General features: G+C 34.7%; 15 protein-coding genes. 11 read left to right on the forward strand and 4 right to left on the reverse strand.

Annotation, left to right across the window (positions count from 1 at the left end; all coding sequences use genetic code 11):
• The first annotated feature begins 7 nt into the window (after positions 1-7).
• From CDIMF43_RS03510 to CDIMF43_RS03525, 4 genes are all read left to right on the forward strand, one after another.
• Complete coding sequence (locus tag CDIMF43_RS03510) at positions 8-1,249, forward strand: PTS sugar transporter subunit IIC (protein ID WP_109841193.1); 1,242 nt, start codon at positions 8-10, stop codon at positions 1,247-1,249.
• A gap of 28 nt (positions 1,250-1,277) precedes the next feature.
• Positions 1,278-1,595 (forward strand): PTS lactose/cellobiose transporter subunit IIA, encoded by a 318-nt coding sequence (locus CDIMF43_RS03515; RefSeq protein WP_109841194.1) that lies wholly within the window; start codon positions 1,278-1,280, stop codon positions 1,593-1,595.
• A 13-nt stretch (positions 1,596-1,608) separates the two neighbouring features.
• Complete coding sequence (locus CDIMF43_RS03520; protein ID WP_109841195.1) at positions 1,609-3,051, forward strand: glycoside hydrolase family 1 protein; 1,443 nt, start codon at positions 1,609-1,611, stop codon at positions 3,049-3,051.
• A gap of 160 nt (positions 3,052-3,211) precedes the next feature.
• Positions 3,212-5,065, forward strand: coding sequence for a BglG family transcription antiterminator (locus tag CDIMF43_RS03525; protein ID WP_233218287.1), 1,854 nt, complete (start codon positions 3,212-3,214; stop codon positions 5,063-5,065).
• A gap of 53 nt (positions 5,066-5,118) precedes the next feature.
• Here CDIMF43_RS03525 and CDIMF43_RS03530 read toward each other — a convergent pair whose 3' ends face one another.
• Positions 5,119-5,574, reverse strand: a complete 456-nt coding sequence (locus CDIMF43_RS03530; RefSeq protein WP_074402236.1) for a MarR family winged helix-turn-helix transcriptional regulator — start codon at positions 5,572-5,574, stop codon at positions 5,119-5,121.
• A 181-nt stretch (positions 5,575-5,755) separates the two neighbouring features.
• Between CDIMF43_RS03530 and CDIMF43_RS03535 the strand changes: the two genes are divergently transcribed.
• Positions 5,756-7,402, forward strand: a complete 1,647-nt coding sequence (locus CDIMF43_RS03535) for an alpha-keto acid decarboxylase family protein (protein WP_109841197.1) — start codon at positions 5,756-5,758, stop codon at positions 7,400-7,402.
• A 91-nt stretch (positions 7,403-7,493) separates the two neighbouring features.
• A complete protein-coding gene (locus tag CDIMF43_RS03540) occupies positions 7,494-7,880 on the forward strand; it encodes an MmcQ/YjbR family DNA-binding protein (RefSeq protein ID WP_109841198.1) in 387 nt (128 codons plus the stop codon).
• 93 nt (positions 7,881-7,973) lie between these two features.
• Here CDIMF43_RS03540 and CDIMF43_RS03545 read toward each other — a convergent pair whose 3' ends face one another.
• Both CDIMF43_RS03545 and CDIMF43_RS03550 read right to left on the reverse strand, forming a co-directional pair.
• Positions 7,974-8,939, reverse strand: a complete 966-nt coding sequence (locus CDIMF43_RS03545) for an asparaginase (protein ID WP_074402238.1) — start codon at positions 8,937-8,939, stop codon at positions 7,974-7,976.
• Between the two features lie 144 nt (positions 8,940-9,083).
• On the reverse strand, positions 9,084-10,760 hold the full coding sequence (locus CDIMF43_RS03550; RefSeq protein WP_109841199.1) for a glycosyltransferase family protein: 1,677 nt from the start codon (positions 10,758-10,760) through the stop codon (positions 9,084-9,086).
• Positions 10,761-11,091: 331 nt separating this feature from the next.
• On the opposite strand from CDIMF43_RS03550, the gene CDIMF43_RS03555 reads away from it, so the two are divergent.
• From CDIMF43_RS03555 to CDIMF43_RS03575, 5 genes are all read left to right on the forward strand, one after another.
• Positions 11,092-12,012 (forward strand): TDT family transporter, encoded by a 921-nt coding sequence (locus CDIMF43_RS03555; RefSeq protein ID WP_109841200.1) that lies wholly within the window; start codon positions 11,092-11,094, stop codon positions 12,010-12,012.
• A gap of 24 nt (positions 12,013-12,036) precedes the next feature.
• Positions 12,037-12,921 carry a LysR family transcriptional regulator gene (locus CDIMF43_RS03560; protein WP_109841201.1) on the forward strand — a complete coding sequence of 295 codons (885 nt, stop codon included), beginning with the start codon at positions 12,037-12,039 and terminating at the stop codon, positions 12,919-12,921.
• A gap of 69 nt (positions 12,922-12,990) precedes the next feature.
• On the forward strand, positions 12,991-14,442 hold the full coding sequence (locus CDIMF43_RS03565; protein ID WP_074402242.1) for a DEAD/DEAH box helicase: 1,452 nt from the start codon (positions 12,991-12,993) through the stop codon (positions 14,440-14,442).
• A gap of 144 nt (positions 14,443-14,586) precedes the next feature.
• The gene (locus CDIMF43_RS03570) at positions 14,587-16,401 is read left to right on the forward strand and encodes a glycerophosphoryl diester phosphodiesterase membrane domain-containing protein (RefSeq protein ID WP_109841202.1); all 1,815 of its coding nucleotides are present in this window, start codon (positions 14,587-14,589) and stop codon (positions 16,399-16,401) included.
• A 341-nt stretch (positions 16,402-16,742) separates the two neighbouring features.
• Positions 16,743-21,269, forward strand: a complete 4,527-nt coding sequence (locus CDIMF43_RS03575; RefSeq protein ID WP_109841203.1) for a Cna B-type domain-containing protein — start codon at positions 16,743-16,745, stop codon at positions 21,267-21,269.
• Between the two features lie 194 nt (positions 21,270-21,463).
• Here CDIMF43_RS03575 and CDIMF43_RS03580 read toward each other — a convergent pair whose 3' ends face one another.
• On the reverse strand, positions 21,464-23,092 hold the full coding sequence (locus CDIMF43_RS03580) for an ABC-F family ATP-binding cassette domain-containing protein (protein WP_034571860.1): 1,629 nt from the start codon (positions 23,090-23,092) through the stop codon (positions 21,464-21,466).
• Between the last annotated feature and the right edge of the window lie 103 nt (positions 23,093-23,195).

The following is a 23,195-nucleotide window of genomic DNA, read 5'->3' on the forward strand; positions in this document are numbered from 1 at the left end:
GAAAAAGATGGAAAAAATAATGAATTTTATGACCAATAGTTTTGCACCTAAAGTAAATAAGGTGACCAAAAATGTTTGGGTTTCAGCAGTTCAAGATTCTGTAATGGCAATTTTACCCTTTATTTTAGTCAGTTCGATGATTACCTTGATATCTCTAGTAAATGAAATTGCCCCTATTTTACCTGATCTATCATTAATCAGTACCTTCACCTTTGGTTTGTCAGGGATTTTTGTAGCTTTTTTACTACCGTATTTTATTTTAGAAAAGAAAAAAATTGGCGATAAAAAAGTATTAGCTGGTTTAACTGGAATTGCCTTGTATTTATTATTGATTTTTCCAGTAATTGGAAATGAAGGCTCAAGTATTACGTTTTCGTTAGAGCGTTTTGGTGCAGTGGGGATGTTTGTTTCAATCGTAATGGGATTATTTGTAGGAGGAATGATGACGCTTTTTTCTAAATGGTCATTTTTTAATAAGGAAGAAACAAGCTTGCCAGATTTCATCGTTGTTTGGTTTGATTCCTTAATTCCAATTGCGTTGATTGTGACAGTCGGTTGGGTTTTTTATCATATTTTACAAATCGATGTTTTTGATTATATTGTTTTGCTATTTGAACCTTTGCAATCACTGGGTCAAAGCTTTTGGGGATTTGTTTTAATGGGTTTTTGTTTAAGTTTTTTATATTCATTTGGAATTAGTACGTGGGTGTTGACGCCTATTTTTACTCCAATTGCATTGAAAGGAATTGCAGATAATGCGGCATTAGTTTCCAAAGGTTCAGAGGCTATTTATATCAATACGCAGGAGACTTTTTATTCAGGATTTTGTGCGTTTGGTGGTGTCGGCTATACGATGATTTTAGCTATTTTGTTGCTAACGGCAAAGTCAGGACGGCTAAAAGCGATTGGTCGAGCAACTTTTTTACCTTCGTTATTCAATATCAATGAGCCACTTGTTTATGGTGCGCCGATTGTTTTTAATCCCATGTTAATGATTCCTTTTTGGTTGAATGGAGTTGTGATACCAGCTATTACGTATCTTGTGTTAAGTATGGGCTGGGTGATGATTCCAGCAAAAGCGTTTCAATTATGGTATTTACCGTACCCAATTTCAACGTATCTAGTAAATGGAGATTTAAAAGGAATTTTATTATTTCTGTTTTTAGCAGGTATTTCTTTGTGTATTTGGTATCCTTTTTTCAAAGTATATGACAATACTGAATTAAAAAATGAACAGCTTGAAAATTAAAAAGAAGATTGTGAAAGGAGTTAAGAGAATGAATGAGCAGATGAATCAAATTTCAATGGAAATTATTTTACATGCTGGAGATGCGCGGAAATTAGTGATGGATGCTTTTGAAAAGATGGGGAATAAAGAGTTTGATGAGGTAAGAGAGTTATTGAAATTAGCTAAAATTGAGATACTAGCAGCTCATAAAGCTCAAACGGAAACGATTCAAGCAGAAGCGAGTGGAACGCAGCATGAGTTTTCTTTATTATTTGCCCATGCGCAAGATACCTTGATGACAATCAGTTCTGAATGGAATATTGCCAATCAGCTAGTTTCGGTAGTTGAAAAATTAACTGAAAAATAGGAGGAAGAACAAGATGATAGAACGAACAGGTTTTCCCAAAAATTTTTTATGGGGTGGCGCAGTTGCTGCTAATCAAATTGAAGGTGGTTTTGAACTTGATGGAAAAGGTTTGAGTGTGGCAGATGTTCATTTATACAATCCAAAAATGGATATTAAAGCGGCAAGCCATGAATCAGACATGACATTAGAAGAGGTTAAACAGCATATGTTAGACCAGAATGGTTACTATCCAAAAAGACATGGGATTGATTTTTATCATACCTATAAGGAGGATCTAAAACTACTTGCAGAAATGGGATTTCAAACTTTTCGTACCTCGATTGATTGGTCACGTATTTTTCCAAATGGAAACGAGATCGAACCTAATCAAAAAGGGTTACAATTTTATGATGAATTAATTGATGAGTGCATTAAATTAGGCATGGAACCGATTATTACGATGCTTCATTATGAAACGCCGCTGAATATTACCTTAGAATATGGAGGATGGCACAATCGTAAAGTGATTGATTTATTTGCCAATTATGGAAAAGTTTTATTAGAGCGCTATCAAAAAAAGGTGAAGTATTGGATTGTAATTAACCAAATTAATTTAGTTCATTTTGAATCTTTTAATTCAATTGCTGTTTGTGAAGATCAGGTTGAGAATATGGAAGAAGCGAAGTATCAAGCGATTCATAATCAATTTGTAGCAACTGCAAAGATTGTAGAAAAAGCAAGAGCCATTAATCCTGCGATGCAAATGGGAACGATGCTAGCTGATTGTACGGCATCCCCCTTTTCATGCAAACCAGAAGATGTTGTACTGGCAATGAAGCGTAATCGGATGCAATATTTTTTCTCAGATGTTCAATTTAGAGGAAGCTATCCAAGCTATATGAGACGATATTTTTCTGAAAATGCAATTAACCTTCATGAAGAATCAGATGATGCTAAATTACTAGCTGAAAACACAATGGATTATTTAGCGATTTCCTATTATTATTCTTCAACAGTTTCAGCTGAGAAAAATACAATGGACCCAGCAGATGTCCTTGTAAACCCATACCTTAAAGAAAATCCGTGGGGTTGGGCAATTGATGCCAAAGGTTTCTACAATTGTCTTTGCCAATACTATGATCGCTATCAAGTCCCATTACTAATTGCTGAAAATGGTTTTGGAATGTATGACAAGGTAGAAACGAATGATGAAATCAATGATGATTATCGGATTGCCTATTTGCGAGCGCATTTGATTGAATTAAAAGAAGCGATTAAAGATGGTGTTGAAATCATTGCATATTGCGCATGGGGACCGATTGACATTGTAAGTTGTTCATCAGCTGAGATGGAGAAGCGTTATGGATTTATCTATGTGGATATTGATAATTTAGGAAAAGGAACAGGCAAGCGTTTGAAAAAGAAAAGTTTTAATTGGTATCAACAAGTAATTGCGACAAATGGCAATTCCCTTTAAGAAAAGTTAGATAGGAAGCTGTCGGACGTGATAACTTCCTATCGATTTATGTAAGGAGGAGATTCTACTGAATAAGAAGATTTCTGAAGAAAACTTAACTTACTATTTATTAAGTCGAAATAGCTGGACGAAGGCATCTGTTATTGCAAATTATTTTCAAGTGACAGAACGAACTGTTCGAAATAAGGTGATGTTAGTCAACAAAGCAGTTGAAAAACCAATAATTGTCTCAAGTAAAGACGGTTATTTGATCGATACGACTCGCTATTATCGGTCTACTAAAGAAACAAAAGCGAAAGAACATTTTCCAGAAACGGTTAAAGAGCGTCAGTCTTTTTTGATGCGAGCCTTATTAACATCGGCAAAAGCACCACTCAATCTTTATGATTTAGCTGAAGAATTGAGTGTTTCAGAAGTAACAATTAAAAGAGATTTGAAGAATATTAAGACGTATTTTTATAATTTTGAGATTGAACTTTATTCAAGAGAAGATAACTATCGGCTGAAAGGAAATGAACTTCAAAAACGAAAGGCAATGACGTACTTACTTTATGAAGAGTCTAAAAAGACCGTCAATCAAGAACAGTTGATTCAAGAGATTTTAGGAGATATTGATTTTAATGATGTGAAAAAAATCGTTGTGGGTACGCTAGAGAGTTATGATTATGTGGTGAATCATTATTCTTTAGCGACTATTTATTTACATTTTGCAGTTGCATTGCAGAGGATTAAAGAAAATAAAAAAATTGAGCCGATCAAAGTTGATAAAGAAATTAAAACCTTAATTGAATATACACTAACTAAAGAAATAACCAGGAAAATTCAAGCAACATTTCAAATTGATTTTTCTGATGCTGAAATTTATCATTTGTCGTTACTGTTTGTTGGCAACACGACATTGGCTAATTATCAGACAATGAGCGTAGAGTTGTTGCAAGAATATATTGGTGTTCAAACAGTTGCAGTTGTTAAAGAGGTACTAGCTGATATTGGGGAAATGTATTATATTCACCTAAGTGATGCCGAATTTACAACAAAGTTTATGATTCATGTTCGAAATCTAATTGATCGATCGACCTTAAGCAAATTATCAAAGAATCCATTGCGAGATGATTTGAAACGCAGCTACCCATTGATTTATGACATCTCAGTATCAATTGCAAGTGAGCTGGAGAAGCGATTGGAAATCCAAGTGAATGAAGATGAAATTGCGTATATTGCGCTACACTTAGGTTCTTATTTAGAATCAATTCCAGATGAGAGGGCTGATATTACGTGTATTGTCGTATGCCCAAAGTATTATGATATTCATCAAGGAATCTTGGAGAAAATCAAAGAACATTTTTCAAAAGAGTTGTTAATCCAAGAAATAGTAACAGATATGAGTTCGAATTGGCAAGTGTTACAGCCTGATTTGGTCATATCGACAATATTAATTTCTGATGAAGGAGAGGGGCATGTCGTGTATGTACATCCCTTTCTAACGAAAAAAGATTTAAGTCATATTACTGAAAAAATTCAGGAAATACACCAAGAGCGTGAGCGTAAAGCGATGGAAGGATATATCCAAAAATTTTTTCAGGCGGAATTATTTTCAACTAAAAAGGATTTTAAAACAAAGGAGGAGGTAATTCGATTTATGACGCAACAATTGTATCATTTTAACTATGTATCACAAGATTTTACAGAAAAGGTATTGGCTAGAGAAGCCCTATCATCGACAGCTTTTAGTGAAGGCGTTGCGGTTCCTCACGCGTTAAAAATGAATGCGTTTAAAACAGGAGTTGCGGTAACGGTGCTAGCGCATCCCATTGATTGGAATGGTACAAAGGTTTCAATAGTGGCTATTTTCGCTGTAAATAAAGACAATCGACCTATTTTTAGTCCGTTATTTGAAAAATTTATTCAAGTGCTTTCAGAAGATGATAACATTCAACAGCTAAAAGAGGTTAAACTTTATTCTGAATTCACCAAAAAGTTGTTGCAATTAATGGATTCTAAAAAGATAGTCTAAATTAAAAGATCAACAGTATCTACAGAAATTTTCTTTAGGTACTGTTGATCTTTTTAAGTAATTCGTTCAATAAAATCTGTACCTGTTTCCTTAGCATACTCAGTCATTACGTTCGTCCAAGCCTCACCTGTTGGATCGCCTGTTTGTTGGAAGATGGTTTTCATTTTTTCTTTTTGAGCCTCACTTATTTGAGCGTCGATGTTCTTTCCTTGCGCGGTTAAATAAATGCGCTTACTCCGTTTATCGGCTTCATTAGGCTTCGTTACAAGCCACTCTTTTTGTAAAAGTTCTTGCATAGGCTTGTTTAATGCCTGTTTTGAAATATCTAATACAGTCAACAATTCATTGACTGTTAAACCAGGCATCCGAGCTACAAAAAATAGAATGCGACGGTGAACTTTACTAATGCCATAGTTTTCTACTAGATCATCTGCCGTTTTGCTAAAAGCGCGATACGCAAAATAAAACAAAGCAAGATTTTTATCAAAGTTAATTGATTCTTGGTCCATCAAAAGCCTCCTTTACTTTATTCATTGTGGTTAGTATACCATAAGTTGCTCAGTTCATTTCAAAAACAATACATAAAAAATAACAGGTATTGGATTATAGGTCAATATAGTTGACTTATAATCTGTTGGAGAATATACTACAAGAGTAGAAATAAGAAGAGGATTTTTAGGAGGCAATAAGATGTACACAGTTGGAGATTATTTGTTAGAACGATTAAGCGAGTTAGGAATCAAAGAAATATTTGGTGTTCCTGGAGATTATAATTTAAAATTTTTAGATCATATTGTAGAGCATCCTAACTTAAAATGGATTGGAAATGCAAATGAATTAAATGCAGCCTATGCAGCAGATGGCTATGCACGAACTAAGGGCGTATCCGCACTGGTGACCACTTTTGGTGTGGGAGAATTAAGCGCGATTAATGGGATTGCAGGTAGCTATGCTGAAAAAGTTCCAGTGATTCAAATCGTTGGATCGCCAACAATGGCTGTTCAAAATGCGCACAAATTAGTCCATCATACATTAGGCGATGGAAAATTTGATCATTTTGAAAATATGCACGAGTCGGTAACAGAAGCAATTGGGAGCTTAACAAAAGAAAATGCTGCTACTGAAATTGATCGTGTATTGAGAGCGGCAGTTTTAAAACGACGTCCTGTTTACTTGAACTTACCTATTGATGTTGCCGAAATGGTGGTTGAAAAACCTAGTGAACCGCTATTACCAAAACAAGCAAGCCTCTCAGCAAGAGAAGTTGAGTTAGTACATGAATTAGAAAAAGTCTTACAACAAGCTAAAAGTCCAGTAGTATTAGCAGGGAATGAACTTGCAAGTTTCCATTTAGAAACCTATTTAGCTGATTTTATTCATAAGTTCCATTTGCCAATCACAACCTTGCCTTTTGGAAAAGGGGTTTTTAATGAAGAAGATGAGCATTATTTAGGTGTTTATGCAGGAAGCCCGACAGAAGAAGGATTGAGAAAACGAGTGGATACGGCTGATTTAGTAGTAGCGTTAGGGGCTAAGTTAACTGATTCCGCCACTTCAGGCTTTAGCTATGATTTTTCTGAAAAGCAATTGTTTTCTTTAGCGAGTGATGAAGTAATTGTTAAAGAAGAACATTTAGAAGGCATCCATTTACCAGCTATAATGAAAGCTTTAAGGTCTATTGATTATCAAGGATATCAAGGTGACATTCAACCAATGGCTCGTTTGAAATCCATTAAACCGACGAATCAATTGTTAACACAACGCCATTTTTGGGAAGCCATTGAAGGCTTTTTAGAAAAAGGAGATACAGCAGTAGCAGAACAAGGAACCTCATTTTTTGGTCTATCAACGGTGCCACTAAAATCAGAAATGAGCTTTATTGGACAACCCTTATGGGGCTCAATTGGCTACACCTTTCCAGCGATGCTAGGAAGTCAGCTAGCAAATCCAAGTAGTCGTCATTTGCTATTTATTGGGGATGGTTCCTTGCAATTAACAATCCAAGAGTTAGGAATGGCACTAAGAGAAAAATTAACACCTATCGTTTTTGTGATTAATAATAATGGCTACACTGTGGAACGTGAAATTCACGGACCAAATGAACTTTACAACGATATTCCCATGTGGGACTATCAAAAATTACCGCTGGTCTTTGGTGGCAGTCAGCAAACGGTCACAACCTATAAAGTAACAACAGAAGTTGAGTTAGCTAATGCACTAAAAGCAGCACGATTAGACAATAATCGATTGCAGTGGATTGAAGTAGTGATGGATCAAACCGATGCTCCAGAGTTGCTTATGAAATTAGGGAAAATCTTTGCAAAACAAAATTCTTAATGAATAAAAGAAAAAGGACAGAAGCTCATTCTGTTCTTTTTTACTGTATGTATAGTAAAATAAATGAAGAAGATAAAAAGGGGGAATAAAGGTGAGTATTGCCAGCAGACAAGCGCTTTTAATTGCGGAGGGAAAAAAATTAGCAGGAGCAAAGGTTGCCTTAAAGGAAGAATGGGGTTCAATGGCCTTTACCGTTGGAGATAAATTATTTGCATTGATGGGTGAAAATAAAGATGGAAAAGAAATTATTACGATTAAAGGCTTGCCAGAAGATAATGAAAGAATTCGCGAGGATTATCAATCGGTTACATATGGGTACTATATGAATAAAACCCATTGGATTTCGATTGATTTAGCAACAACTGAGTTGGAAGATGGACATCTTTTAGAGCTTTTAAAAAAGTCTTATCGTCTGATAGTAGAAAAGTTACCAAAAAAAATTCAGCAAGAACTTCAAGACACTACGAACGTCAATTAACTAAAATGTCATCCGTTCTTAGTAGTTCCCAAAAAATAAAAACGCCACCCAAGAGTCTCTTTTTCTTGAGTGGCGTTTTACTGTGTGTAACTGTTAAAAGTATTTTTTGATAGAATCAATGTCTTTGTATTTTGTTAAAGCGACCATTAACTTAATTCGAGCTTTAGGTCCGTTCAAGCCATTTGTGAAAATGACCCCCATTTCTTTCAATCGTTTTCCACCACCAGCATAATCATACACGTCTTGAGCGACACCGTTAAAGCAACGGGAAACTAAAACGACTGGAATGCCACGATTTAATAGGGTTTCTAACGCAGGTAGAGTATGAGGAGGAAGATTTCCTGCCCCTAACGCTTCAATCACTAAGCCATCTGTTGAGGGATTATCAAGAGCTTGTAACAAACTACCATCCATTCCAGCATAGGCTTTTAATAAATAGACGTTTTGACTGATTGCATTTACTTCAAATTTTTCCTCTGCAATCAATTCTTGGAAGAATAAAACTTTGTTCTTGGCAATCAAGCCGATTGGGCCAAATGTAGGCGTTCTAAAGGTTGCTACATTGGTTGTATGAGTCTTAGTAACGTAGCGAGCCGTATGAATTTCATCATTCATTACGACTAAAACACCCTTGTCTTTGGCTTCTTCACATGTTGCAACCCATACGGCACTTTGAAAATTATACAAACCATCTGAACCGATTTCATTACTAGAACGCATGGCACCAGTTACAACAATTGGAATGTTGTGATCCAATGTAATGTCTAAAAAATAAGCTGTTTCTTCTAGTGTATCCGTTCCATGAGTCACGATTACCCCATCAATGCCTTCATGGGTGATTGCTTTTTCAATGCGGTTTTTTAAAATCAGCATTTCAACAGGCGTCATATGAGGAGAAGGTAGTTGGAAGAGATCTTCTACAACTAAATGTGCCAAATTTTCAAATAAATGCCCTTGATTTAATAAAGGGTTTTCTGAACTAGGAGCTACTTTTCCAGTAGTTTGATCTTCACTCATGGCAATGGTCCCACCAGTGTGTAATACTAAAATATTTTTCACAGCAATTTCCTCCTTGAACAAATTCATATCAGCTTATTTTAGCATAATTTATTTGAAAATACGTCGAAATAAGAAAAAAGTAAGAGGATTCAATTGAATTTTAATAAAAAATAACCCTAAACAAAAGAGTTATTTTGTTTAGGGCTATTTCCCGGGAAATTTTTTTGTTTTTACATAAAAAAGTGAGATGCCAACTAGTGTAGTAAACGTAATACCATACGCTATCTTAGTGAGTAGAGTCGGAACGTAATCGATAGAAATGGTCCCGCTGTCAGTAGATTTAGTATTGACTTGTACGGTATGGTCGTTACTTTCACTGACAGGATAACTTTTACTTTCTGTCCCGTCTTCTTGAATAATTTTATAACGATAGCCATAGTAATAAACTAAAGGAACGTCAATTTTTTGTTCTTTCATATTAAGAAAATAATCAAATGACAAGTTATTTTTTTTCTTTGTAACACGATCCACTAATAAAATATTTTCATCATGTTTAAAAATAGCACCACGGTTTAAAAACATTCTTTTAGAGGTTCCTTTTGGTAAATATTCTCCTGCACCAATGGCACTATGGAGATTTGGTTTCTCAAAATAGTGTTCATCAAATGTAATCACTTCTCTTTGGTAAGGAAACTGGAATGTATAAAAGCCAACATAACCAAACACGCCGAGGATAATAGCTGTTAAGGCAAAGTGTTTGGTTTGTACGGTACGCTCTTGAAAGAAAAGCTGGTACAAAATAGCGGCGCCTCCTAAGGCAAGAAGTTGCGTTGCCAACATATTAAAGCGCCAAGGAAACTGAATTTGATTAAAAAAAGGTAGAATGGGTAAAACCAGTGACCAAAAGAAAGACTTTAATGTTAGAAAGAAGAAACAATAGCCTAAAATTAAACTCGTTTTCATAAAGGCAGATAATTTGATACGATAAATCCAGGCAAATAAACCAATGCTAAGTAACACAAATCCAACAGAGTAAGGTGTATCAATAGTTTGATTAACCATTTTTGTATCAAATAAACTAGCAAGTTCAAACCCTCTGGAATTGATATTAGCAATACTTGTATTCAAAGAAAAACGTGAATGGAACATTTGCTCAAACATTGGGATCCAGTAAAAGGCAGACAATAACAGAGTGATACCAATCGCCTTCAAGGAATTGAGGATACGGTATTTTTCATGCCATAGAAATTTGATTCGAATCAGATAACTGATAATTAAGTAGATGGCTAAAAGTAAACTGGCCAACACATGAGACAAGAAAATTCCTGACATGCCAATCGCTAAATAGGACCATTTTTTCCCATCACCATAAAGCATTTCATGAACGCCAAGGATGGCAAAGGGTAAGAAGATAAAGACTAAGGTTTCGCCAATCGCACCGCGATAAATGGTGTCGATAATTTTGTAGTGACTTGTTGTATAAAGAATGGTTGCGATTAGAGCAAAATATTTTTTAGTAGTTATTTTGTAAGCTGCAAAATACATAGAGGCGGTTGCAGCAAAACCACAACCAACTAAAAATAATTTAAAAGAAGTAATGGTGGAAAAGCCAATTACTTTTAAAAAGGCAGCTGGATAGATAAATAAAGGACAATAAAAAAATCCGATTCCGTAGCCATAATTATTTAGATAATGGGGCGCAATTTTTAACGGGAAAATCCCTTGAATTAGCGCATCTTTAGTAGATTCAATACGGAGCATGTCAAAATAGATATCATCCATTCTGTAAAGGGTTGAATTGAATAAAGGTAAAAAAGAAAAAAGTGTAACAATAGCTAATAAAATAACTATATTTAAATTTTTATTGTTTCTGAAAGACACGAAAAATCACCACCTGTTGCTATTTGTTTTGTTGAATAGATTTAGTTTGATTGGAAAAATAACGAAGTACATGTTTTTTTATAATTAAAATTAGTGTATCGATTTTTAAACTATCCGTCAAACAATCCCACTTAAAGTCAGATTGATTTAATAGGATTCTAATCAATACTCATTTGGGTATTCATTGTTTTTTAAGAGAGTACGTTTGCATTTGTTTTTTTAATAGTTAATATTATTAATCATTATTTTAATTAATAGAATAAATAAGCTATACTACAGGAGAAGGCACTTCTTGAGAACAAAATAAAAATAAAATAAAAGGATGAGAGCAATGAAAAACTTTTTGAAGAAAATACCGATTCCAATGTGTGGCTTGATTTTAGCAATAGTCTCACTAGGGAATTTAATGAAACTCTATCAATATAATTTCGCAGGGAATCTAATTGGAGCTGTTGGGATTGGCCTAGTGATTGTGGTCCTGATAAAAATAGTCCTGACATTTGAGCATACAAAACTAGATTTAAAAAATCCAATTATTGCATCAGTAGCCCCCACCTTTACAATGGCAACGATGGTTGTTGCTACTTATTTAAATGAATTTGTGAAACTTCACCTCTTTGCAACTATTATTTGGTTGATCGCACTCAGTTGTCATATTCTATTAATGCTGTATTTCACACATTATTTTGCTAAAAAATCGACAATTCATTCAGTCTATCCAAGCTGGTTTATTGTATATGTAGGAATTGGCGTAGGTTCTGTAACTAGCTCTGCTTTTTCTCCATTGATTGGTCAGATTGCATTTTGGTCAGCATTATTTATGTACGTGGTGCTACTACCAATTATTATAAAAAAAGTCTACTTTATTAAAAATATGCATGAATCAACCATGCCGTTGATTACGATTATTGCGGCACCTGGCTCATTGTGTTTAGCGGGTTATTTAAATGCGTTTTCGAATCCCAGTGTAGTGGGAGTTACGGTGTTATTAATTTTTTCACAGCTAGTGTATTGCTTTGTATTGTGTCAATTGCCAAAACTATTGACGATTCAATTTTATCCAAGCTATGCAGCCTTTACGTTTCCTTTAGTGATTACCGCAATGGCAGCAACTTTAAGCGATCAATTTTATACAAAAAATAACTATATTGTGCCTATGATTCATGATTTAGCGATATATGAAACTATTTTTGCAGCGATAATTGTTACCTTTGTTTTTATCAAATATATGCACCACTTAGCAACCAAATAAGAGAAACGACAAGGAGGGAAAAAGATGTTCAAACAATTGAAAACTTTTAAATGTGTTTACGAATCGCAAAGCTTTTCAAAAGCGTCGAAAAAAATGTACATTTCACAACCCGCTGTTAGTTCACAAATTAGTTATTTAGAAGAAAAATTAGGCGGAGTCAGACTTTTTAACCGCAATGGTCGAAAGGAAATTACAATCACACCAAGTGGAGACTTACTCTATCAAAAGACCTTAGATTTATTAGACTTATGGCAGGATACAAAAGAACAAGTTTCGGCTCTTAACCAAGAAAATCAAGCCCATTGTCTTTGTAAAATTGGAGCTTCGCAAACGGTTGCCAGTACTATATTTCCTCAAATTTTACCGTGGTTACAAGAAGAGTTTCCTGCAGTAGAATTTGAAGTGATGGTAGCTAACTCGGAAGTAATTTTAGAAAAAGTTGAAAATCGATTTCTACATTTTGGTTTTATTGAAAAAGCGATGTCTACGACGACGTTGTCACGAAGAGAAGTGATGACAGACGAATTGGTTTTAGCTGGAGATCCTTCAAGCTCATTATGGCTATTAAGAGAAGAACATTCAGGCAGTTTTTATTACGCAAATCAGTATTTAGAAAATCAGAATATTACACCAGATAAAAAAGTTGTTCTAGCTAGCAACGAGCTGATTGTGGATTATTTAAAAAAAGGAATGGGGCAAGCGATTATCTCGAAACGTTACATGACAGAGAAGATTCCTTATACTACGTTAGATCAGAACTATGTACGAAATTTTTATTTAGTGAATCGGAAACTTTTTTCAAATGACAGTTATCTAAGTATTCATAATTATTTCCTCAAAATTTTAGAAGGCTTAGAAAAAGGATCACTTGAAAAAGACACCGTTCTGGAAAATAGTTCAACTAAATAAAGGATAATTGAACTATCCCTCGCTTAAAAATGCTATAATAAACCAATCAACGAATTGAAAGAGGTTATTATGGAAAAAGCGACATTTTCAGATTATGAAATAAGTACAGATATCGTCAAGGCATTGAGTGGCTTAGGCTACGCAGTTCCAACGAAAGTCCAAAAAGAAGTTATCCCACTAGCATTAGCAGGAATGGATGTTATTGTAACGTCCCAAACAGGAAGTGGAAAAACAGCAAGTTTTGGCATTCCATTGTGTGAGAAAGTATTATGGGAAGAAAATAAACCTCAAGCATTAGTGCTAGTACCAACAAGAGAACTAGCCTTGCAAGTGAAAGAAGATATTACAAATATTGGTCGTTTCAAACGAATTAAAGCAACGGCTGTTTTCGGGAAAGCTTCTTTTGTTACCCAAAAATCAGAATTAAAACAAAAAAGTCATATTGTAGTCGGTACGCCAGGGCGTGTGTTGGATCATTTAGAAAAAGGCACATTAGCTGTGGATAAGTTACAATATTTAGTTTTAGATGAAGCAGATGAAATGTTAAATATGGGCTTTATCGATCAAGTAGAAGCGATTATTGACTTTCTACCAAAAGCAAATCGCCAAACGCTATTGTTTTCAGCAACAATGCCTAATGATATTCAACGTCTAGCAAGCTCGTATATGTCTGCGGATGCTACATCCGTGACGATTGAAACGACGGCAGCGTCCCAACCGAAAATTTTACAGTCTTATATTGTAGTGGAAGAAGATAAAAAACCGCAACAATTATTAGACTTATTAACTGTGGAAAACCCAGATACGTGCATGATTTTCTGTAACACACAAGAACATGTGAATAACTTATACCAATATTTAAATAAAGAAGGCTTACCTGTGGATAAAATCCATGGTGGCATGGTACAAGAAGATCGCTTTGAAGTAATGGATGACTTTAGACGCGGCAAATTCCGGTATTTAGTAGCAACAGACGTTGCAGCAAGAGGAATTGATGTGGATAGCGTTACTCACGTCATCAACTATGATGTACCTGTTGAAAAGGAAAGCTTTGTCCACAGAACAGGCAGAACTGGCCGCGCTGGGAAGACCGGAATCGCATTGACGTTAGTATTGCCAAAAGAGAAAAACTGGTGGCGCGAGATTCGTGACTATGTAACGGGTGAAATTTTAGAAATTACGCCTCCTAGTCCAAGATTTGTGCTGCGTCATAAAGCGGCATTTGATAAAAAAATCAGCGAACGCCCTCGTTTGAAAAAAGATAAAGGGTTAGCCTTAAGCGAAGATATTTTAAAACTTTATTTTAACGGTGGGAAAAAGAAAAAAATTCGTGCAGTTGATTTTGTCGGAACCTTAACAAGTATTCCTGGAATCACTTCTGAAGACATCGGGATTATTACCATCCAAGAAAATGTGAGTTATGTTGATATTTTAAATGGTAAAGGCATGATTGTTTTAGAAGCGATGAGAAATAAAACCGTTAAAGGTAAGCAATTAAAAGTACACGAAGCTAGAAAATAAATCATTATTAAAAGAGTAAAGGGCCTCTATGTTGATGGCTTCTTTACTCTTTTTCTATGTAGCAATAGTCATCATTAAAGCACGACTAGTTAGAAATATGGTACACTAATGAGTAGAAAACAGAGAAGATGAAAGGAACTACTTATGAATCGTTTAAAATTAAATTGGCGTACAATTGCGACTTTTTTTCAAAGTGCAAAAGAGTCTTCTAAAAATGTGTTGATTGTCCATGGATTTATCTTAATTGTGATGATTCCATTAGTTACAGGCCTAACAAAAATGATTTTAAAAGGAGGGAATATTGCGTACTTATCTTTCGACAATATTTTTCCAATTATCAAAAGTCATCCCTTTGTTTTATTGGGTTTGCTACTGATGATGTGTTTAATGGCATTAATGATATTTTTCGAATTTACTTTTTTATTGTTGAGTATTTATTTTATTCGTAAAAAAGAACCGCTTCATTTAAGGACACTTTTGAGATTGACCTTTCAACAATTTAAGCATGTTTTTGGGAGCGAAATCTTATTTTTACTCTTTTATTTCTTTTTGATTTTACCTTTTGCGGGAATTGGATTTAAAACCGCTTTATTAGCAAAAATAAAAATTCCAGTCTTTATTATGGATTACCTTTTTGAATACCGCTTAATTTTTGTTCCATTATTGGGGTTAGGCTATTTAATTTGTGTCTATATAGGCATTCGTTTGTTGTTGGTCTTGCCGATGATGATCCTGTATCATTTGCCACTAAAAGAAGCCATTAGACGTAGTTGGAAGTTGACAAAGGATCAGTTTTGGACGTTGATTCGAAAATTGATTTTATTAACGGTGGCGCTGTCAATAATGGTAGGGGGAAGTTATCTTGTGATTTTCTTTTTACAAGATTTGATTGAAACCCACTACGCGTCTGCTTCATTAGTAAGTGGGGTTGTTTCATTAACGCTTCTTCAAGTGCTGATTGCAGTAAGAAATATTTTAGCGATGATTATCCTATTTTACTTGATTGTGGATTTGTTAGCCAAAACGACGACAAGTAGCCTTGAGACAGTTAACATCCAGCCAAAATTAACGCCGGTTAAAGGCAATCGCTTTTTAATTTTATTTGGAAATTTAGTTATCGGTAGTTCTGTACTGATTATGATTATGGGGATGAGCCTGTATAACTACGATTACTTATCAAATCGGTCAATTTCAGAACCCCTTCTTATTTCTCATCGAGGCGTTACTAATAAAAATGGGGCACAAAATACAATTGAGGCATTAGAAAAAACGGCTAAAGAAAAGCCCGACTATGTAGAAATGGATATTTTGGAAACAAAGGATCATCAGTTTGTTGTAATGCATGATGTAAAGTTAAAGAATTTAACAGGAAAAAATAAAAAAGTGTATGAGTTAACACTTGCTGAATTACAAAAACTAACTGTTTCAGAGAATGGTCATGAAGCTAAAATTCCTAGTTTTGATGAGTATTTGAAAAAAGCCAATGAATTGAATCAAAAATTATTGATTGAAGTAAAAGTAACCAAAAAAGATTCAAAAGAAATGGTTGAAAATTTTATCCAACGTTATCAAGAGTCTATTTTAAAAAACAATCATATTATCCACAGTATCAGCTATGATGTTGTGGAAGAATTAAAAGAAAAAGCACCACAACTTTATGTAGGATACGTGATGCCGTTTAATTTAATTGGACCACCGGAAACAAAAGCAGATTTTTATTCCGCTGAATATTCCACTCTCACTAGTGATTTTGTCGATGAAGTTCACGAACAGGACAAACAACTTTTTGCATGGGATATCAATGAAGAAAGTAGCGCGAAAAGAATGCTATTTTTTGGAGCGGATGGGTTAATAACGGATCATTTAGTGACCATTAAGGAAATCGTTCAGCATGATTTAACCAATGAGTTGTCATATTCTGATATGTTATTTAATTATTTGTTAGGATTGGATTCATAAAAATAAAAATTTAATAACTAAGTAAAACCACTTGATATAAGTGGTTTTTTTGTTATTTTCAGTCTCTTTTTTATTTAATAAATTGGATATGTAAATAATTATCTATTGATTTTTTGTTATTTATTTGAGAAGATATTCAAGTTGTACAAATAACTAACTGAAGTATCTGTTGGTTTCAACTAAATGTTTTTGTTATTTAAAAGCATGTAATAGATATCGAAATAATTAACCTAGGGTTGTGAGAAACCCCCGTTAATTATCTTTTTTTGCTGGAATTTAATGAAAACAACAATAGAAATTATGAAAATGTACCACAAAAAATAAAAAAGGATGTGTCATGGATGATAAAACGAACAAATAAAGGATTCTCGCTATTTTTGATTTTCGCATTAGTATTTCCGACGATTATTGGAGGGCTAACAGCTGTAACAACGGTTGCCAATGCAACTGAATTAGGCAGAAGTAAGCTAGTGGATAGCGTTAAGTTAGAAAAGACGGAATTATACAATGGCGAACGTATTGGCATTTCGGTTACTTTTTCCGAAAAACCAGGAGTGAAAATTAAAAATGGCGATACGATTACAATGAGTTTGCCACCTGAATTAGTTGGAATTGTTTCATCCGCAGAATTGAAAGATCCAGCAACAGGTAGGGTCTTTGGTGAAGCGAAAATTGTAAAAGATCAAGTTATTTGTACGTTTAATCAAACCGCAGAAGAGCTAATCAATGTTAAAGGCTATTTCTTTTTTAACATTCGTGTCGATAGCCAAACAGAAGGAACGATTTCCAAAACCAACGATTTTGGCGTAGCTGTTGAGCCTATTGATTACACGGTAACAAATGAAAAAGGCGATCCTGGAGTAGTGGAAGATGATCGCTATCCATTTTTTAATAAGTACGGTTACATGTCAGAAGATGGCAGCAATGTAATTACTTGGCAAGTATTCGTTAATCAACCTAAAAAAGAATTAGCGCAAAACGATGGAATGGATAAAATGGTTATAATTGAAGATACATCAGCAAATGACCAAACCTTACTAGCAGACAGTTTTAGATATTTTGTCGAAGATCGAGCTAAAAATTTCCACTGGTTAACGAAAGAAGAATTTCAGCAATATGGAACATTGGAAATTGATTCAACTAACCAGAATCATTTTTCAGTAAAATTACATGCTAAAGAACTGTCAACGAAAAAATTCGGAATTGTTTATGATACGAAAGTGAATGATTTAGGAAAAATAGAGTACAAAAATGATTATAAAGTAAACTATCAAATAACAGGAGAAGAGCAAACCGTTGAAGAAGGAACTTCTGCTACAGAAAATATTAATGCAGGAGCTGGCGGGTCAGGCGACTTACCAGAAAAGGGAAGTGCGCGCCTTGTTAAGTCACTAGAAAATAATGATAGCACCTTCTTATCAGGAATTACATTTGAACTATTTAATAGCCAAAATCAATCCCTAGGTGAATATCAAACAGATGAAAATGGTCAAATCAATGTTAAAGAAATGGCGCTAGGCTCTTATTACTTTAAAGAAACGAAAGCACCAGATCAATTTCAATTTGATGAAAGCAAACAATATCCATTTGAAATTAAAGAGAGTAGCACAACTGGCGAGCTAGTAAAGGTAAGCAATGGAATTAAGAAAACAAGTCTCAACTTAAAAAAAGTCTGGATTGGTCCTGCAAGGGATCAAATTGAAGTGAACATTTATGCAGATGGACGCGATATCAATCAACAAGTAACACTCACGAAAGCATACAATTGGGAATTGCTAGTCACTAATTTGGATCAGTATAATTTAGATGGTACGCCTATTGAATATACGGTTAAAGAAGTAAATGTCCCAGCTGGTTTTGAATCTAGCGTAACAGGAGATGCCACGCAAGGGTTCACCATTACCAATAAAAATATAGAAACCGTTTCAATACCGGTTGCTAAGAAATGGGTTGGACAGCCTTTAGATTCAGTAGAAGTTTATTTGAAAAGAAACAATAAAGTCACAACACAAGTCTTAAAACTTTCAGCTGAAAATAACTGGCAAGCGTCTTTTGATCAATTACCAAAGTATGACAAAGCAGGCAATGAAATTGTTTATTCAATTGTTGAAGCAGATCTAGCAGGTTTTTCGGCATTTTACGAAGGAGATCCAGCAACAGGCTATACCATTACCAACGTAAGAACAGCGTCAATCAGTATCCCTGTTTTGAAAAAATGGGTTGGTCCAGTCGGCAAACCAGTAACACTTGAATTACTTGCAAACGACAAAGAAACAGGCCGTTTTGTTAGAGTCGGACATTCCAATAATTGGCAAAGTCATTTTACTAATTTACCCCAATACGACGAAACAGGCAAAGAAATCTATTATACAGTGTTAGAAAAAGATAAACCAGAAAATTATACTAGCGTTGTAACAGGAGACTCAAGCAATGGGTTTATTGTTACCAATACAAATAGCGAAAAAATTACGATTCCCGTTACCAAGAAATGGTTGGGGCCAATTGGAGAAAAAGCAACCCTTCTGCTGATTCAAGATGGGAAAGCGACTCAACAGACGCTAACGTTAACCAGTCAGGAAAATTGGCAAGGAACATTTTCGGAATTGCCTAAATATGCAGCAGACGGGCATGAAATCAACTATACAATCAAGGAAGAAGCCATTCCAAACTACTCAGCTAGTATTAAAGGGGATGCAAAACAAGGATTTACCGTTACGAATATGAATATGGAAGAAGTTGAAATACCTGTAACTAAAAAGTGGAACGGAGAAAAGCAACCATCTGTTAAAATTTATGCAAAAGCTAACGGGGCATTGTTAAAAGATAGCTTTATTGAGCTATCTGAAAGCAACCACTGGAAAGGTTCGATTAAAGAGTTACCTAAATATAGCCCAGATGGAAAAGAAATCAACTATACAGTCGTTGAAAGCCAATTAGATGGTTATGCTACAACTTATGAAGGAGATGCGTTAAAAGGCTATACAGTGACAAACACAAGAACAGAATCAATAAGCATACCAATTTCAAAAAAATGGGTCGGTCCAATCGGTGGAAATGTGACAATCAATTTACTCACAAATGGCAAAGAAACAGGGAGACAAGCTGTATTAAAGGCAGATCAAAATTGGAAAGCTCGATTCACTAATTTGCCAAAATACGATAGCGAAGGGCAACTTATCCGTTATACGATTAGCGAAGTAAATCCTGAACAGTATGATGTATCAATTACGGGCGATGCAACAGAAGGTTTTGTTGTAACCAATACCAATAATGAAAAAGTCACGATTCCAGTCTCTAAAAAATGGCATGGACCTGTGGGAGACGCTGTCACGATACTTTTATACGACAACCAAAATATCAAATTAAAAGAGTTAACGCTTAATGAAGAAAATAATTGGCAAGGAAAATTTGAGCAATTGCCCAAATATCAAAAAGATGGTTCGCTAATTAATTATTTTGTACGTGAAGAAGCAGTTGAAAATTATCGACCAAGTATTACAGGAAACGTAGAAGAAGGGTATTTAGTGACCAATACCAACACAGAAAAAACAGCAGTAAAAGTTACTAAAAAATGGGTGGGACCTATTGCAGGGCGTATTCAAATTAATTTAGTGAAAGATGGTCAAATGGTCAATCGTTTTGTTAATTTAGATAAAAGCAATCAATGGGAAGCCACATTTGATAGTTTAGATAAATACAACCAAGATGGGACTGAAATTGAGTACACAATTGTTGAAACAGTAGGCTATAAAAATTACGATGAAAAAATAGAAAAACAAGGGAAAAATAACTTTGTTGTAACTAATACAAACAACGAAACGGTTACAATTCCAGTTCAGAAAAAATGGGTTGGGCCAGTAGGAACTGCGGTCACCATTCAACTAGAACAAAATGGTGCAGAGTACCAACAGATTGAATTAAACGCAGCGAATGAATGGAAGAGTTCATTTTCAGAGTTGCCTAAATACGATTCAACAGGAAAAGAATACCGTTATACGATTAAAGAAACAGCGATGGAAAACTATCTAGCTACAATTAGCGGCGATAGCCAACAAGGCTATACGGTTACCAACCAAAACACTGAAACAATCGAAATTCCTGTTACTAAAAATTGGATTGGTCCTGCAAGTGAAGCCGTAACCGTTCACCTTGAGCAAAATAGCGTAGAGTTGAAAAATACCTTAACCTTAACAGCATTAACTGAATGGAAAGGTTCGTTTAAAAATCTTCCGAAATATGACTCTAAAGGGCAAGAATATCGCTACACAATAACCGAAGAAAAAAATGATGCTTATCAAGAAGAAATTACAGGAAATCAGGAAAAAGGATTCAGTGTTACCAATCGCAATATTGAAACACTAGCGATTCCCGTTATCAAAAGATGGCAAGGACCAAAAGCTGATCAAGTTGTTATTTATTTAGAACAAAATGGTACGAAGCAGATGAAGTCATTGATTCTAAACGACAGTACTAACTGGCAAGGAGTCTTTGGAAATTTACCTAAATATGATGAAAATGGACAACTTTATCATTATACGATTGTTGAAGAAGCATTGCCTGGCTATCAAGTAAAAATAACAGGAGACAGTCAGAGTGGTTTTATCGTTACGAATACCTTTATTCCGAGTAAAGAGATTGAAAAGAATCCTAAACAACCAATTATTGAAGATTCGATTCAAAACGAAGAGATTCCATTTCTATTGCCGAATGAAAAACAAATTTTAAAAGAAGACTTTCAGACTAAAAAAGAAGTGAGTTTACCACAGACTGGCGAAATTCAATCAAATCCGATAGGCATGATAATTGGCGGATTTCTATTCGTTATATCACTAGGAGGCTACTGGATAAGCTTTAAGGGTCGATCGTAAAAGGATGTTTCATTCAAACGTTTAAGAGAAATTTAAATAAAAAAATAGACTAGTTGATTTATATGCTGCAAGAGGTGCATAAGACAACTAGTCTATTTTTGTTTAAATGTTTGTTATTGGTATTGTCTTTTTTTTAAATAAAATAAAGCCCCTGAAATTAGACGATTAATCTAATTTTTAGGGGCTTTATATTCTTACTTCGCGTAAAGCGCAGCAACTTGTTCTTGAACATTTTTATCTTCTAAGAAATTATCATAAGTGGTTTCTGAACGATCCACAACACCATTTGGTGAAATTTCAATAATTCGATTTGCAATTGTTTGAATAAATTGGTGATCGTGAGAACCGAATAGAAGTGAACCTTTAAACGCAATTAAACCATCGTTTAATGCCGTAATGGATTCTAAGTCTAAATGGTTGGTAGGGTCATCTAAAACAAGGACGTTTGATTTGCTTAACATCATTTTAGATAACATACAACGAACTTTTTCGCCTCCGGAAAGAACGGAAACTTTTTTCAATACATCTTCACCAGAGAACAACATACGACCTAAGAAGCTACGTAAGAAAGTATTGTCGCTTTCTTCTTTAGAAGCAAATTGACGCAACCAATCAACGATGGTTAAATCGCCATTTTCAAAGTCTGCACTGTTGTCTTTTGGTAAATAAGATTGAGAAGTCGTAACGCCCCATTTAACAGAACCTGTATCAGGTTCCATTTCTCCCATTAAAATTTTAAAGAGAACGGTTATGGCGATATCATTTTGACTGATAAAGGCCGCTTTGTCATCTTTGTTTAATGAGAAGCTGATATTGTCTAAGATTTTAATACCATCAATGGTTTTTGAAACATTTTCAACACGGATTAAATCATTTCCGATTTCACGATCGGGTGTAAATCCAACGAATGGATAACGACGTGAAGAAGGTTGAATATCATCTAATGTGATTTTTTCAAGCATTTTTTTACGTGACGTTGCTTGTTTTGATTTAGAAGCATTCGCACTAAATCGAGCAATAAAGTCTTGTAATTCTTTAATTTGTTCTTCTTTTTTAGAATTTGAATCGGCCATTAAACGTGAAGCCAATTGACTAGATTCTAACCAGAAGTCATAGTTCCCAACATAAAGTTTGATTTTACCAAAGTCAACGTCAGCCATGTGTGTACATACTTTGTTTAAGAAATGACGGTCATGGGAAACAACGATAACGGTATTAGGGAAATTGATTAAGAATTCTTCTAGCCATTCGATTGATTTTTTGTCTAAACCATTGGTAGGCTCATCAAGTAAAAGAACATCAGGCTTGCCAAATAGTGCTTGTGCCAATAACACTTTCACTTTTTGTCCACCAGTTAATTCGCTCATTGTTTTATTTTGCAGAGTCTCATCAATGCCAAGACCTTGTAATAAAACAGCAGCTTCTGGTTCTGCTTCCCAACCGTCTAACTCAGCGAATTCGCCTTCTAGTTCAGCGGCACGAATTCCGTCTTCATCAGAAAAATCTTCTTTCATATAGATGGAATCTTTTTCTTTCATAATGTCATAAAGACGTTTGTGCCCCATAATAACTGTTTCTAACACATTGAATTCTTCGAAATCATAATGATTTTGTTTTAAGACAGTTAAACGTTCACCACTTGACATCGAAACGTCCCCTGTTGAAGGTTGGATTTCACCTGAAAGAATTTTAAGGAAGGTTGATTTACCAGCACCATTTGCACCAATAAGACCATAGCAATTGCCGGGAATGAATTTAATATTAACATCTTCAAATAATTTACGATCTGAAAATAACAGACTAACGTTACTTACTGTAATCATTTATTTTTTTACCTCTTTTCAAATTTGTATCTTATCTATTTTAGCATACTGAGGGGGTAAAAGCGATAAGTTAAGTTGTTTTGTTAAGAAAACGTTCATTTTT

This window comes from Carnobacterium divergens, from assembly GCF_900258435.1.
Lineage (GTDB): Bacteria > Bacillota > Bacilli > Lactobacillales > Carnobacteriaceae > Carnobacterium > Carnobacterium divergens_A.

What these genes read in the sequence shown, in the direction of transcription:
- CDIMF43_RS03520 (WP_109841195.1), top strand. Translation starts at nt 1,609, where the DNA reads ATGATAGAACGAACAGGTTTTCCCAAAAATTTTTTATGGGGTGGCGCA.
- CDIMF43_RS03565 (WP_074402242.1), top strand. Translation starts at nt 12,991, where the DNA reads ATGGAAAAAGCGACATTTTCAGATTATGAAATAAGTACAGATATCGTC.
- CDIMF43_RS03530 (WP_074402236.1), bottom strand. Translation starts at nt 5,574, where the DNA reads ATGGACCAAGAATCAATTAACTTTGATAAAAATCTTGCTTTGTTTTAT.
- CDIMF43_RS03570 (WP_109841202.1), top strand. Translation starts at nt 14,587, where the DNA reads ATGAATCGTTTAAAATTAAATTGGCGTACAATTGCGACTTTTTTTCAA.
- CDIMF43_RS03575 (WP_109841203.1), top strand. Translation starts at nt 16,743, where the DNA reads ATGATAAAACGAACAAATAAAGGATTCTCGCTATTTTTGATTTTCGCA.
- CDIMF43_RS03515 (WP_109841194.1), top strand. Translation starts at nt 1,278, where the DNA reads ATGAATGAGCAGATGAATCAAATTTCAATGGAAATTATTTTACATGCT.
- CDIMF43_RS03510 (WP_109841193.1), top strand. Translation starts at nt 8, where the DNA reads ATGGAAAAAATAATGAATTTTATGACCAATAGTTTTGCACCTAAAGTA.
- CDIMF43_RS03580 (WP_034571860.1), bottom strand. Translation starts at nt 23,092, where the DNA reads ATGATTACAGTAAGTAACGTTAGTCTGTTATTTTCAGATCGTAAATTA.
- CDIMF43_RS03555 (WP_109841200.1), top strand. Translation starts at nt 11,092, where the DNA reads ATGAAAAACTTTTTGAAGAAAATACCGATTCCAATGTGTGGCTTGATT.
- CDIMF43_RS03535 (WP_109841197.1), top strand. Translation starts at nt 5,756, where the DNA reads ATGTACACAGTTGGAGATTATTTGTTAGAACGATTAAGCGAGTTAGGA.
- CDIMF43_RS03560 (WP_109841201.1), top strand. Translation starts at nt 12,037, where the DNA reads ATGTTCAAACAATTGAAAACTTTTAAATGTGTTTACGAATCGCAAAGC.